Origin of the sequence: Pseudomonas sp. WS 5027, from assembly GCF_012985695.1 — a bacterium.
In the GTDB taxonomy this organism is placed as follows: Bacteria; Pseudomonadota; Gammaproteobacteria; order Pseudomonadales; family Pseudomonadaceae; genus Aquipseudomonas; species Aquipseudomonas hygromyciniae.
The window spans coordinates 159,257-173,632 of record NZ_JAAQWU010000004.1; the positions used below are offsets into that span (position 1 = coordinate 159,257).

Below are 14,376 nucleotides of genomic sequence, written 5' to 3' on the forward strand. Positions count from 1 at the left end.
GAAGGCGGGGATAGAATGAGCAGTCATCACAACGATAAAGCGACCTTTCTTGAGCGCCTGATCTTCAACAACCGCCCGGCAGTGATCGTGATCTGCCTGCTGGTGAGCATTTTCCTGTTCTGGCAGGCCACCTTGATCCGGCCGTCCACCAGCTTTGAAAAAATGATCCCGCTGCAGCATCCCTTCATCGAAAAGATGATGGAGCACCGCAACGACCTGGCGAACCTGGGCAACACCGTGCGTATCTCGGTAGAGGCCAAGGACGGTGACATCTTCTCCAAGGAGTACATGGAGACCCTGCGCCAGATCAACGACGAAGTGTTCTACATCTCCGGCGTCGACCGTTCCGGCCTCAAGTCCCTGTGGAGCCCCAGCGTACGCTGGACTGAAGTGACCGAAGAAGGCTTTGCCGGCGGCGAAGTGATCCCGCAGAGCTACAACGGCTCGCCGGAAAGCCTCGACCAGTTGCGCAACAACGTGCTCAAGTCCGGCCAGGTCGGGCGCCTGGTGGCCAACGACTTCAAGTCGAGCATCGTTGATATCCCGCTGCTGGAGTCGTATCCAGACCCGCAGGACCAGGGCAAGTTGCTGGCCCTGGACTACCAGAAGTTTTCCCATGAGCTGGAAGACAAGATCCGCACCAAATTCCAGGAGCAGAACCCCAACGTCCAGATCCATATCGTTGGTTTTGCCAAGAAGGTCGGTGACCTGATCGACGGCCTGATCATGGTGGTGCTGTTCTTCGGCATCGCGTTCGTGATCACCCTGGTGCTGCTGCTGTGGTTCACCAACTGCCTGCGCAGTACGGTCGCGGTGCTGATCACGACGCTGGTGGCCGTGGTCTGGCAACTGGGGTTGATGCACTTTTTCGGCTTCGGCCTGGATCCGTATTCAATGCTGGTGCCGTTCCTGATCTTCGCCATCGGCATTTCCCATGGCGTGCAGAAGATCAACGGCATCGCCCTGCAATCCAGCGAGGCGGACAACGCCCTGACAGCGGCGCGGCGCACGTTCCGGCAACTGTTCCTGCCGGGGATGATCGCGATTCTTGCCGATGCGGTGGGCTTCATCACCCTGCTGATCATCGATATCGGCGTGATCCGTGAGCTGGCCATCGGCGCCTCCATCGGCGTGGCGGTGATCGTGTTCACCAACCTGATCCTGCTGCCGGTCGCGATTTCCTACGTGGGCATCAGCAAACGCGCGATCGCCAAGAGCAAAAAAGACGCCAACCGCGACCATCCGTTCTGGCGCCTGCTGTCGAACTTCGCCAGCCCCAAAGTCGCGCCAATCTCCGTTGCCCTGGCCCTGATCGCCTTCGGTGGCGGCCTGTGGTACAGCCAGAACCTGAAAATCGGCGATCTCGACCAGGGCGCTCCGGAACTGCGCCCGGACTCGCGCTACAACAAAGACAACAACTTCATCATCAACAACTACTCCACCAGCTCCGATGTGTTGGTGGTGATGGTCAAGACCAAGGCTGAAGGCTGCTCGCGCTACGAAGCCATGGCGCCCATCGACCAGTTGATGTGGAAGATGCAGAACACCGAGGGTGTGCAGTCGGCGATCTCCCTGGTGACCGTGTCCAAGCAGATGATCAAGGGCATGAACGAGGGCAACCTGAAATGGGAAACCCTGTCGCGTAACCCGGACGTGCTGAACAACTCCATCGCCCGTGCCGATGGCCTGTATAACAACAATTGCTCCCTGGCGCCGGTGCTGGTGTTCCTCAACGACCACAAGGCCGAAACCCTCGACCGTGCGGTGCATGCGGTGCAGGACTTCGCCAAGGAAAACAACAAGGAAGGCCTGGAGTTCATCCTCGCCGCCGGTAACGCCGGGATCGAAGCGGCCACCAACGAGGTGATCAAGGAAGCCGAGCTGACCATCCTGATCCTGGTCTACCTGTGCGTGGCGACCATGTGCATGATCACCTTCCGCTCCTGGGCGGCGACTCTGTGCATCGTGCTGCCGCTGGTGCTGACCTCGGTGCTGGGCAACGCGCTGATGGCGTTCATGGGCATCGGCGTCAAGGTTGCGACCTTGCCGGTGGTGGCGTTGGGTGTGGGCATTGGTGTGGACTACGGTATCTACATCTACAGCCGCCTGGAAAGCTTCCTGCGTGCCGGTCTACCGTTGCAGGAAGCCTACTACCAGACGCTCAAGTCCACCGGTAAAGCCGTATTGTTCACCGGCCTGTGCCTGGCAATCGGTGTGTGCACCTGGATTTTCTCGGCGATCAAGTTCCAGGCTGACATGGGCCTGATGCTGACCTTCATGCTGCTGTGGAACATGTTTGGCGCCCTGTGGCTGTTGCCGGCACTGGCGCGGTTCCTGATCAAACCCGAGAAACTGGCGGGCCAGAAGGGCAACTCGTTGTTTGCCCACTGATCAGCAATTGATCGAGTGCGGGGTATGGCGAGGGAGCTTGTCCCTCACCAGCCCCGGCACTCAACCAGCACCCCAACCAACGATGGCGATCAACCTGTAGGCGCTGCCTGGATCAAACGACCCGGGGTTGTGAAGCCGGCGCGATGGCTAAAAACAGTTGGTCCTGGGGCGGCGTGAGCAGCACATACACGATTGTCTCGATGGACTCGGCCCCAGGCTCTAGCTGAGCGCGCAGCTGCGCTTGCACGTGTTGTTTGAGCAGGTCTTTTTGTGTGTATTTACGTTGGCTGGCCAGTTTCAGATGGGCCCGGGTGTACTGGGCCGGTGGTGCATCGGCGCTGGCATAATGGAAATGGGCGTACCACAACACGGTGGGAGGCCGCACAGCTTTGTCATACACGGCGTACTCAGTGAAGAAGTCGCCGCTGAGGGTTGGGCGCTGTGGGTCGGCCAGGCTGGTCAGGTTGATATCGATTTCTTTATGGCGCCACAAATAATCGAGGCTTTCCAGCGTCGGCAGTTGCCGTTTGTACGCGGCACTGCAGCGGTTCTGTGCCGTGCGCTGCATGTCTTTGGCGTGTGCCTGGAAGTCGTCGATCAGTGCCTGCGCTGCAGGTTGGTTGAGGTGGTCGCGGGCAATTTCATCGGCCACGACCGTGAGCTGGCGGGCTTGTTCGGTGAGCAGTTGATCCCAGTCGCCCGGGTCGACCGCTTGCCGGGTGCGGGGTGATTCCAGCAGCCGTTGTTGGGTGGCAATGACCTGTTCAATACCTGCGCGTTGTTTGATCAGCGCCTGGCCCTGGCTTTTGAGCGAAGCCAGTGACGTTACCAGTCTCTGGACTTGTGGTGGGGGCGCGGCGTCTTCGTGGATCTCGACCCAAGTGTCGGCCTGCTGGCGGAACGCACTGATGGTTTCGCCGGTCACCCCATCGCTCAGGGTGAGATGCTCGCGATTGATCTGCTCAGTGGCCGGCATGAGGTCGCCGACCAGATAGGTGCGGTTACTGGTTTTGAAAATGCGCTTGGTCGGTGCTTTCGGGCGCAGGTTTTTTGAGCGCGCCTGGTCTACCTCCACTTCTTCCTGTTTGCGCAGTACCGTTTCCAGCTCGTCCTCGGCCAGCATCCGGGCATGCTGCAGTTCCTTGAGCAGTCGCTCGGCCACCGGGTGGACCCGTGCGGGGTTGATGAGTTTGAGGGCGTGCATAGCGATTTCATAACTGCGGTACTGCTCAAGGACCGTGTTGTACACCTGGCGCTGTTCATTGAGGGGATAGCCGCTGCTGCTGCGCACTTCGATGTGAGACAGCAGGGCCTGGGACAGGCGGGTGTAGTGGAGGTGTTCGACATACAGCGCCTCCTGTGGGGACGGCCCCATACGTATCGGTTCAACGGCGATCCACGACAGGGGGATCAGCGCGTTGAGTTTCACACTTTCGGAAAAAAATCTTTGCGGGCGCACGATGGCTGCCAGCAACTCTTCACGTATCGCACGTCCTGCCACTGAGTCTTGCTCCAACGCCTCGAGGATGGTCTCCATCCCATGGGACGCTACGGCCATGCGCTGTTCGGTGTCCGCCAGTTCAATGGTTCTGGCCACGACTTGGTCATAGGGCGCCGAGTCTCCGAGCGCTCTTTCCAACACCATCCGCCTGGCCAGGTCACGCATGGGTTCGCCACGCTCGGTAAAGCGAAGGGCGTCTGCCCACGTGCCCAGAAAGTTATGGACGGCGAACTGTTGCTCCCAGAGTGTTTTCAGTAGTTTTGCGCGGTCGTGGACAGTGATCTGAGACTTGCTGAGCTTTTCCAGCTCCAGGCCTACTTTGGCCAATTCCAGGCGTCGCGGCAGCAAGTCTGTAAAGCGTTCTTCGAGGGTTCCCAGCAGCGTTTCATACTGGGTATAGCGTGTTGCGTAGGTTTGCATCTCGGATTGATGCCGCCTTTGAATGACCGGTTGCTGGGCGGCGCTGGCGTTTTCCAGCGCTCTCCAGATCAGTTTCAGCAGATTACCTTGGCTAATCAGTTCTGCCTTGGCGGAATACATTCGATCCTGGGATTTGTTGAGTTCGAGCAACAGCGGCGTCAGCTCGATATTGAGCGCCCGTGCACGGACCGCCAACTCTTCGACTTTGCGTTGATTCTGCTCGCGCAACAGGGCCAGTTGCTTGGGGCCACCGCCTGCCAGTTTCAGCCCGCGGTCCAGGGTCCAATGGCCGTTGCCGTCGGTTCTGAGCTGGATGCCGGGGTGATCGGGTTTGGTGGGGTCAATAATGAACACATCGCCAAAACCCGGGACGATCTTGACCCGCAGAAACAGGCCCGCCACTGAGGCATACCAGAGGTTGTCGAGCTTGAACAAACCCTTGGCCGGCCCAATTGTCACGGGCTCGGGCGCCGGTTCCGGCCAAGGAATGTTGAACTCCAGCAGTTTTTCCAGCAAACGGGCCGAGGCACTGTCGCTGGCCAGGGAACGGTCAAAGTCCAGCAAGGTGCGGCCGCCGCCCGGTGGCTCGGAGGGCAGGCCAACCCGGCCTCGCTCAATCACGGGTTGTCGTCTGATGGCCTGGCCGGCAGGTCGGCGCAAGGGCAAGCGCGCCTGTGGGGCCACGCGGCTTTCGGCCACGGGCGGGCCCGGGACTTGAGGCGGCAAGCCATGGTGGATCAACACCATGCTGATATTAAGCAGCAGATCGACCCAGGCTTGTTCCCGGGCAATGGGGTCGTTGCTTTCCAGGGCCGGCAGGTCCTGTTTAAGGCTCTGCGCCAGTTGTATGAGCCAGCCGGCGGCCGCCAGCGGTCCGCGTACCAGCATCAGCAAGGTATTGAAGCCCAGTTGCAGCCCTTCGAGAATCAACGCCCAGCGGCTTTCGGCGTTGGATGTCGACTCGCGGTCGGCCTGGTCGAGCAACTGCCGGGCTTCGCAAACAAACAGGTATTCCATCAGTTGACCGCTGTCCAGCGCCTGCTGGATCGGGTCGTTGTGTTCATCCTCGGCATCGGCCAGTGTCGCCGGTTTCGGGACGCGGGGCAGGGGTGGGGAGTCCGCACCCAGACCACTGATGCGCACGTAGTGCGGTTCTTTAAAACCACCGTTGCTGTAAACCACCCGGGCGTCATCCGACAGCCACGCCAGTACGCTCTCCTGGATCGCCCCAGGCTGGGCGATGGCCGCCAGCAGGCTGTCGCGGCTGGCAAATTCGAGCACCGCATCTAGATAGGCTGGACGATAAAGCAGGTGTGGCCCGGACTGCGGGTCGCGCGGTTCGATAATGAACATGTTCTGCGCTACATCGGCCTTGGCGCCGGGTTTGCGTTGAAAGGCCAACGCCCGCATGACGATTTCATCGGTGTCCACCCAGCGATCTGCGCGCTGGGTAGCGACCACGGCGTTGATGCAGCGAACCCCCCTGGCTGTCAGCCCTGCTTCACCTTTGATTTTGTGCTCCAGGGCCTGGGTTTTCAGGTCGATGGGGCGCTGTGCGCAGAATTGACGCTTGCGCTTTTGCGCCTCGGCGGTGTCACTGAGCAACGCCTGTTGAATATAAGCCGGGTAGTTCAGGCCCACATTGACACGCTGGATCAGTTGGAGCAGGTACTCCGGGGTCAGCCACGCCTCAATGGCCTGGCCTGCGGTGTGGCGCACGGTCATGCGGCCAGCGGGCCGTCCTGAGAGGTTTTTCAGGGCCAGATCCACCAGGCTCATGACGACTTTGTCGATGTAGCCGCTTTGCAACGTGCCCACGGGTACATGAAAGGTCAGTTCCAGGTCCTGGGCCCGGTACTTCGATTGCTCAAGGTCGGTGCAGGTGCGCGTGCCGTGCAGGGCCGCGTTGCGCTCCAGGCACAACTGGTGGTTCAAGTGCGCGGCGGCATAGGTGCGAATATCATCCAGCTCATCCAGGTAACCTTCACCCCGCGTCAGGTGCCTGAGGCTGGCCTGCTCCAGCAGGCACTGGCGATAGGCGAAGCGGTCGGCGGGCGAGGCGTCGTGCAGCCAGCCGGGCAGCGCAGCCTGGATCGGCGACAAGGTTTGCGGTGCAGTGACTGGCGAGGCGTCAAACAGATTGGCCGGGTTGGTGAGCGACTCGAACAGCGCCTGCACATCGTCTACCGAGGTGCCGGCCGGCAGTGACAGGGCTGCCAGATCCTCCAGTTGCTGGTTGCAGGCCAGCGCAGCTTGGACCTCGAAAATATCGCCGTCGGGTTCGTACCGGTGCCAGGTGATGGTGTCGGCCAGGAACTGCTGGGCCATGCGCTCACCCCATGCCTGGCCGAAGGCGTCCAGGTTGGCGAAGGACTCGATCCGGCCCGACACGGCATACAGCCATGCACGCGTGCCATTGACCACCAGAACATCGCTGGACTGCACCGTCAGGGTGGTGGCTTCGCGTACCAGGCGCGTTTCCAGGGTGTAGACGTGGAGGGCGTTCTGCGGCCCTGCGAGGCCGGCCCTGGCTTCCCGGGAGGGGTAGTTGGCCAGGGTGCCGAGCACCTGCAGTTGGTGCCTGTCATCGCCGGACTCACGAATGGCCGCGTTTCTCAGTTGACCTTGCAGTACGCCGGCCAGCCATTGCCAGCGGCTGCCACCGGTGTTGCTGTCCTGGCTCCAGTAGGCCGCCAACGCTTCTTGAAAACCGACAAACACAATTGAGGGCAACTCCTGTACCGCGGCTTTGACGACGTTCAGGTCGTAGTCAATGGTGTCACCGTTGCTTGGGGTGCTCAGCCGTGTACCTGTGGCATCACTGAGGTAAGCGTCAAGGTTGTGGCGCGTCGACAGGTCGGGGAAGCTGCCGTCGGCCACCTGTTCGAGTGCCACCTTCAGCAGGGGCCGCAAGGCTCGGCCGCCACCGTCGCGGGGTACTGCCAGGTAAAGATCGGCGGGGGGAATAGATAAGGGAGGAAATTTTTCTGCGAAGGTATCGGCCAGCATTTGGGCGATCACTGAGCGCAAGGAAGGGCGAGTGGAGAAGTGCGCTTGCACTGCATTCTTTACCGGGTTTTCGGTTGGGGCGGGCACAGGAGTTGTCCTTTACGTGAGGTTGGTGTCCCCTCGTAAAGTAATCACAACTGCGCGGCGGATGCGGTAGCGGGTTATCGGCGGGCGACGGGAAGGGGAATGTCCCTGTGGCAAGCCCGCTCGCCACAGGGGAAATCGGCAGTTTCGCAGTCGCCATGCCTATGGGGCAACCCGCCTAAACCCTACCGTTCAAACGACAGAAGCCAACGCTCGGCCAACGCCTTGCCAATCAACCCACGGTGTATGTCTACCACCGCCTGGGTGCCTTGTGCCTTGTCCAGCAGCGTGTAGTAGTTTTGCCGGCGTTGCTCGCGGGTCTTCAGGTGGGCGGCGCTGTAGTCGGTCTTGGGCGTGTCCGCCGCAGGGTAGTGAAAGTGCGCGTACCACAACGGGTATCCACCACGGTCGTTGATCGCGTACTCCTGGATAAAGTCCCGCCGCGCACCGCTCAATTGCAGACGCTCGCCCAGTTTCGCCACGCCGACCTGTCCCTGTGCGAGCAGGTATTCCAGGTTGCCGTGGGTCGGCGGCAATTCCAGGCACAGTTGGCTGCGCAGTGCCTGGCCCCGGGTGCTCAAGCGCGCTGACGCCTGGTGCAGGTCGCTGGCCAGTTTTTGGTCGGCGGCGGTGCGCGCGCTTTCGGCCTGGGCCTGGATCGCCCGGTCCAGTTCGCTGGCCAGCTTGTCGTAGCGCGATGCCTCGTATTGCAGCACCTCTTCGATCTCTTGCGGATGCCGAGAGATTTTCCGGTAGTCCTCGGCCCGGCGCAGGTGGTTATCCAGCATTGCCAGCAACTTGCGCGCCTCGCCCTTGACGACGCTGACTGCACGGGTGGTAAGGGGCGGCGGCGGCGCTGGGGCTTCGATGAATTCGACCCATTCCTCGCCACGTTGCGAATACATGCCCAGCAACTGATTGTTGACCTCGTCTCGTACTTCCACCACTTCCAGGTTGCCGAGGGAACTGACTTGACCGATAAACGTGCCTTTTCTCTGGGTTTTGATCACCCGCTTCACGGGCCTTCCAGCGCTGACAAACGGGCGTCTGGGCGGGCGTCTTGCAGGTTGCGCAGCAGGTTTGACTTCATTGGCCAGGCGCTGGGCGACGTTCTGGTAAAGCGCCTCGATCACCCCGATGAGTTTGTGGGTGTACACCGGGTCGAGCACTTCGGCATCCACGATATTCAGGCCCTGCAGACCGTCCAGGGCACTGCCGTAGTGCTCCATCAGGCTCTCCAGCACACTCATGCGATCGCCCGCTGAAAGCTCCAGGCTGTTGAGTTCACCGTGGGTGCGCACATGCTGCTGCAGGGGCGAGACGATGCTGTCCAGGGCGTTGAACAGCGGGTGGGCGAAGTCCTTGACGATCATGCGCTTCAACCCACGGATCTGCAGGTCCTTGACGGCCAGGGCGGTGATTTCGTTCGGCCGGTCCTCGGTCAGGCGGTTGTATGCCTCGGCACCGCTTGAGCCCAACCCGAATAACTGCTCCAGCATACGCTCCTGAAGTTCGAGCCCCTGGATCGTGCGCTCGTTGACCTCCAGCAACTGCACCAGGAACTGCTGATAGCCGGCCTGATCCCGCAAGATCACCAACCCCAGTGCGGGGCCCTCGACGCCGAAACGCTGATAGGTGCGATAGAGTGCCAGCCGATCCTTTTGCGCGATGATCACCTGTTTGCGACCATTCTTGATGGTGTTTTCCAACAGTGCGAGGGTGTCTTTGAGCGGCAACGGGATGTTGAGCGCCTCGCGTTCCTTGTGGCTATCGAGGATCTGCTGGTACTCGGCTGTTTCCTCCTTGAGCGTGGCATCGAAATGCCGACGGGCATTGGCCAGTTGTACCTCGTTGGGGCGCGGTTGCTGTTCCAGGTCCAGCATGGCGCGCTGCGCCTTGTCCGTGGCCGCGATCCAAGCCGGCTGGAGCAACCGCAAGCGCTCATATTCGGCTTTCAGTGCTTCGACGCGCTGCGCCTTGCGCAGGCGCTCGGCGGCAATACGCTTGGGCGGCATGCCGCCGCGCAGACGCAACCGCGTATCGACCGTCCATACCCCCTGCTCATTGGCCCAAAGGTAGGGGCCGCGCCGCAAGTTGTCGACGACATCGACAATCACCACGTTGGCGTCCTCATCCAGGCTGACCCGGTACAGATCGCCATTGACCACGGCGTACCAACGGTCCTCGATCGCATACAAGCCTTTGCGTGGTCCACTCGATTGCGGCTCGGGCAGTTGGGGCGCGTTGGCAACTTTGAACGATTGCAGGCGTGACAGCTGGTTGGGGGTAAGGCGATGACGGGCCTGGGCGAAGCTGAAATCCAGCGCGGTGTTGTTACCGCGCGCCAACTCCCCCGGCAGTCCTACCGTGCCCTGGCGCACCTGCGCCGCAGGGGGCACTGGCCACGGATCACTTTCACGGCGCCGCAGCGCCGTGCCCAAGGCCTGCTGCCTGAGCAGCGGGTCGGGTACTGACCACGCCTTGGCCGGCGGGAAGTCCAGCAGCAGCATCGCGACGTTGAGCAACAGATCGATCGTTGCCTGCTCCTTGGCGCTGGTGTCGTCGCTGACGATGGTTTGGATGGCCTGGGTGAAACTTGCGTTCATCGCCAGTAACCACCCCACGAGCACCGCCGGGCCGCGCAATGTCGGCAACAGCAGGCTGCCGAACAGCAGACTGGCGCCCTCCATCAACACCTGCCACCGGCTCTCATGGTTGGAGGTCGACTCGCGTTCGGCCTGGTCGACCAAGGCGCGGCTATGTTCGCTGAACAGGTACTGCATCAGCCGCCCGGTCACCAGGCACTGTTGCAACTCTTCGTTGAGCCCAGCGTAGCCCAGGGTTGCCGGCGGCGGCGTGCGTATCGGCGCGAACTCGCTGCCCAGGCCAAAACGCAGATAGTGGGGCTCGCGAAAGCCGCCGTGATCGTAGATCGGTCGCGCACTGTCAGGCAGCCAGGTCAGCACACTGGTCTGCAACGGGCCCGGCTGTGCAATCGCCTCAAACAGCGCCGCACGGTTGGCGTATTGCTGCAAGGACGTGGCGTAGAGCGGCCGATACAGCAGCACCGGGCCTGGGGGGCTCTGGTACTCGATCAGGTACATGTTCTCGACTTTGTCGGCTGACGCATTGGGGCTGCGCAGCAGGGCCAGGTGACGAATCACCACCGTGCGCTGGTCGACCTGCTGGTTGCCGGGGTCGGGCTGCATCAGGGCCGCGACCATGCGTGCGCCTTCTGCATTGATACCGACTTCGTGCTTGAGGCTCAGCTCCAGGGCCAGCAGCGGCAATTGCAACACCTGTTGCTCGCTGAACAGCTTTTCGCGGCGCTGGGCCTGGGGGGTGTCGCTCAACAGCGCGTCCTTGAGCAGCAGTGGATAGTATTTGCCGATGTTGACCCGCTCGATCAGGCCGTCACTGCCCACCACCGCATCGACGGTCAGCCAGGCCGGCAGGGTGTGGGCATGGCGGTGGGTGATCGCCACCTGGCCGCTGGGGCGCGCGGCGAGGTTACGGATCGCCAGGTCCGTGAGACTCATGGGCACCCGCTCGACAATGCCGGCCCCTCCTGGATAGCCGGCAGCCACGGTAAAGGTCAGCAGTACCTCATCGGGATGGGGCAGGGCGGCGCCATCCTGCGCCTGGGGGGCCAGGCGTTGTAACTCACGCTGCAAGGCGTTGACCGTATAGGTACGCAGATCGTCGATGCCGCTCAGGTAAGTCTCGTCGCCGGCGCGTTGCCGGGCACTGGCCAGCTCCAGGCTCAATTGCCGGTAGCGATAGCGCTCAGAGGGCGTGGCGTGGCGCAGCGGATCCGGCATATGGGGGCGCAGGTTGTCGAGGTGGGCGTAAGGGGTTTCGTCGGCATCGAGAAAGTAATGCGCCGGCTCCGTGAGCTCGGTGTACAGGCTTTGCAGGCTGCGCCAGTCCTTGCCCAGGGGCAGCTTGAGAGCGCCGAGGTCTTCCAGTTGTTGATTGAGCAGCAGGCTGGCCTGGTGCTCGAAGATCGAACCCTCGGGCTCGTAGCGGTGAGTGGTGAGGGTCTGCGCGACGAAGCGCGCATTCAGGCGCTGGCTCCAGGCGGTGTTGAACTCGCCCATGGACGCAAAACACTCGACATGGCCGCTGGGCGCACACAGCAGCACCGGGGCCTGGCCATTGGTGGGGCGGGTCAAGACCAGATGCTCCGACAACAGGCGCGTGCTTTGCCCGTTGTGCTCCACCACCGTCTCCAGGCTGTAGGCAATCACCGCCTGTTCGCCGTGGCGGGCGATGCGCTGGGTGCGTTCGGGAAAGCTGACGAGCTGGTCGAGGATTTGTCGCGAGGCTGCATCCAGGCCCGGCTGCTTCAGGCCGCTGGTGCGCAGGGTATTCATCAGCCAATCGCCGAGCCAGCGCCAGCGAGTGACGCCACTGGGGCCGCTGGCATTCCAGTAATCGACCAGTGCGTCTTGCAGCGCGATGGGCAGCAGGGAGGGCAGCTCGCGGATCAGTCCTTCGACCACCTGCATATCGATGTTCTGATTGCTCTCGGGCAGTTTCAAACGCTTGGGAGGTGTTTGCGAGAGGTAAGGCAGTAGCTCGTGACGCTCGCTGAAGTCCAGCTGCGCGCCACTACCCAGATAGTCATGGACCACGCTCATCAGGGGCTTGAACTGCCATCTGCGGCCGGGTTGTGGCTCGGCGAGTTGGATTTGCTGCAGATCGATGACCAGGCTGGGGTAGCGCTCGCTGAGGTTGCGCTGCAACAGTGCCTGGACGGCGGCGTCCAGGGTCTGACGGCTGGCAAATTGCTGGCTGACGGCCTGGGCGGCCAGGGAAACAGGGGGCATGACAGATTCCGTTCTGTGGGGATGATGGAGCCCAACAGTGGCGCTTGTCGCCGGGGTCGAGGCGGTAGCCGGTTACCACGCCTCCACATGGAACGAGAAACAACCCAGGGATTGGCCTATCATCTGTTTTTTTCCAACAGATGACTGAATGTGATGACTGCCGTTAACCTGCCGACTGTCCTTGAAACCAGCAACATGCTCGAAATCGACGGCCTGTATACCTTTGTTTTCACGCTGGACCAAGGCCTGCAGATCACCTGCATGGATGGTCGCGCCGAGAAGCGCTGGAGCTTTACTTCAGAACAGGTATCGGCTGCCGTCTTCGATGAAACTTTGCAAAGCTGGACCCTCACGAGCGACTCGGGCGAGCACCGCCTGGTGTGCATGAGCGGGATCACCGGCAGCAACCACGACGAGGATGAAGACGATGCTGATGCGTAAGTTCTGGCCCTTGCTGATGGCCGGCAGTGTTGGCGCGATGTCGGTCCAGGCCGCGCCAGCCCAGATCCACGAACTGCTGGTGGGCAGTTACACCGCAGGTGCCAGCGAAGGCATCTACCGGGTGCAGTTCGACAGCCGCACCGGGCAATTTGCCGGCACTCCGGTGCTGGCCGCGAAGACGCAGAACCCGTCGTGGCTGACGGTGTCCAGCGACCGCCGGCGCCTGTTCGTGGTCAACGAGAACGGCCCCGGCCAGCAGGACACGGTCGGGCGCGTCAGCAGTTACCGCATCGACCCGGACAACCGCCAGTTGCAACTTATCAACCAGGTGCAGAGCCTGGGCAATGAGCCGACGCACTCCAGCCTGGCAGCCGATGGCCGGTTTCTGTTCGTGGCCAACTACTCCGTGCTGGAAGATCCGGGCGGCAGCCTGGCGATCCTGCCCGTGGATGCCGAGGGCCGATTGGCGGCACCGGTGCAACTGAGCTCCCATCCCGCCAGTGGGGTCAACCCCGAGCGCCAGGCGTCCAACCACGTGCATTCGGTGGTGTCTTCGCCGGATGGCAAGTACGTGTTTGCCAATGACCTGGGGGCCGACAAGACCTTTGTCTATCGCTATGACCCCAAGACCAACCCCGAGCGCCCACTGCTCCCGGCGGCCGTGGTGCAACTGCCGGCGGGCAGCGGGCCTCGCCATCTGCTGTTCAGCGCCGACGGCAAACATGCCTGGCTGACCATGGAAATGAGCGCGCAGATTGCCGTCTTCGACTATCAGGACGGCCAACTGACCCGCACCCAACTGGTGGACATGGCGGCCGGGCAACCGACATCGGACAAGGCCGGCGCGGCGTTGCATGCCTCTGCCGATGGCAAGTTTCTGTATGTCAGCAACCGGGGTACGGCCAATACGCTGCTGGTCTACAGCATCGACCCGGCGACAGCCCAGTTGAAGGAAATCCAGCGCCGCTCCGTGGAAGGCGATCACCCCCGTGAATTCAGCCTCGATCCCAGCGGCAGGTTCCTGCTGGTCGCCAACCAGAAAAGCAACCAGATCGTGGTGCTCGAACGCGACCCCCAGACCGGCCTGCTGGGTAAAACCGTGCAGAAACTGGCGATTGATGCGCCCAGCGACCTCAAGTTCTTGATGTGACAATCCGCCACAGGCTCCGTGCTTCGGGGCCTGTGGTGTTCTATTAATCGTGGTGATATCAGCTACTGTTTCAAAGCATTTCTGCGTTTAACCCCCTCGGCGTAAGTTGGGTTCCAAGGCCTCCACGGGCCACCTGACCAACCGAACACAAGGGTTACCGCCATGAACTTCAATCTCTTCTCGATCATCGCCGCTTCCGCCGTTTCCGCTACCGTTGCCTTGCCAGCCAGCGCCAGCGTGGAAATCAGCAGCAAAAAATCCAGCACCAGCGCCTACACCCAGAAATACCTGCAGCAAAGTGCCAACTTCTACGCGGCGCTGGACCACAAGGTCCAGTCCTGAGCCCTGCTGCTGGTGTTGTGGTAATGGGGCTTTCTGTGGCGAGGGGGCTTGTCCCCCGCTGGGCTGCGCAGCAGCCCCAAAACCATCCCCCTCGGTGTGTCTGACACTCCTCGGTGGGGCTTATTGGGGCTGCTTCGCAGCCCAACGGGGGACAAGCCCCCTCGCCACAACAAACTCCGCTCGCCACAAAAGGGCGGGGCTTAGCC

The 14,376-nt window shown here is 61.7% G+C and carries 6 protein-coding genes; 4 read left to right on the top strand and 2 right to left on the bottom strand.

What is annotated here, in order from left to right; translation table 11 throughout:
- Positions 1-15 precede the first annotated feature (15 nt).
- Entirely contained in the window at positions 16-2,391 is a 2,376-nt protein-coding gene (locus HBO09_RS07275; RefSeq protein WP_169998647.1) for an RND family transporter, read from the top strand.
- A gap of 112 nt (positions 2,392-2,503) precedes the next feature.
- Here the strand turns inward: HBO09_RS07275 and HBO09_RS07280 are convergent, their stop codons facing one another.
- Positions 2,504-7,408, bottom strand: coding sequence for a hypothetical protein (locus HBO09_RS07280; protein WP_169998649.1), 4,905 nt, complete (start codon positions 7,406-7,408; stop codon positions 2,504-2,506).
- A 182-nt stretch (positions 7,409-7,590) separates the two neighbouring features.
- Positions 7,591-12,237: a hypothetical protein gene (locus HBO09_RS07285; protein WP_169998651.1), complete on the bottom strand. Its 4,647-nt coding sequence runs from the start codon at positions 12,235-12,237 to the stop codon at positions 7,591-7,593.
- 153 nt (positions 12,238-12,390) lie between these two features.
- On the opposite strand from HBO09_RS07285, the gene HBO09_RS07290 reads away from it, so the two are divergent.
- The 3 genes from HBO09_RS07290 (at position 12,391) to HBO09_RS07300 (ending at position 14,170) form a co-directional block, all read left to right on the top strand.
- Complete coding sequence (locus HBO09_RS07290; RefSeq protein ID WP_169998653.1) at positions 12,391-12,678, top strand: DUF5629 family protein; 288 nt, start codon at positions 12,391-12,393, stop codon at positions 12,676-12,678.
- Positions 12,665-13,828, top strand: coding sequence for a lactonase family protein (locus HBO09_RS07295; protein WP_169998656.1), 1,164 nt, complete (start codon positions 12,665-12,667; stop codon positions 13,826-13,828). The genes HBO09_RS07290 and HBO09_RS07295 overlap by 14 nt, the downstream gene beginning before the upstream one ends.
- A 162-nt stretch (positions 13,829-13,990) precedes the next feature.
- Positions 13,991-14,170, top strand: coding sequence for a hypothetical protein (locus HBO09_RS07300; protein WP_092235762.1), 180 nt, complete (start codon positions 13,991-13,993; stop codon positions 14,168-14,170).
- Positions 14,171-14,376: the final 206 nt, after the last annotated feature.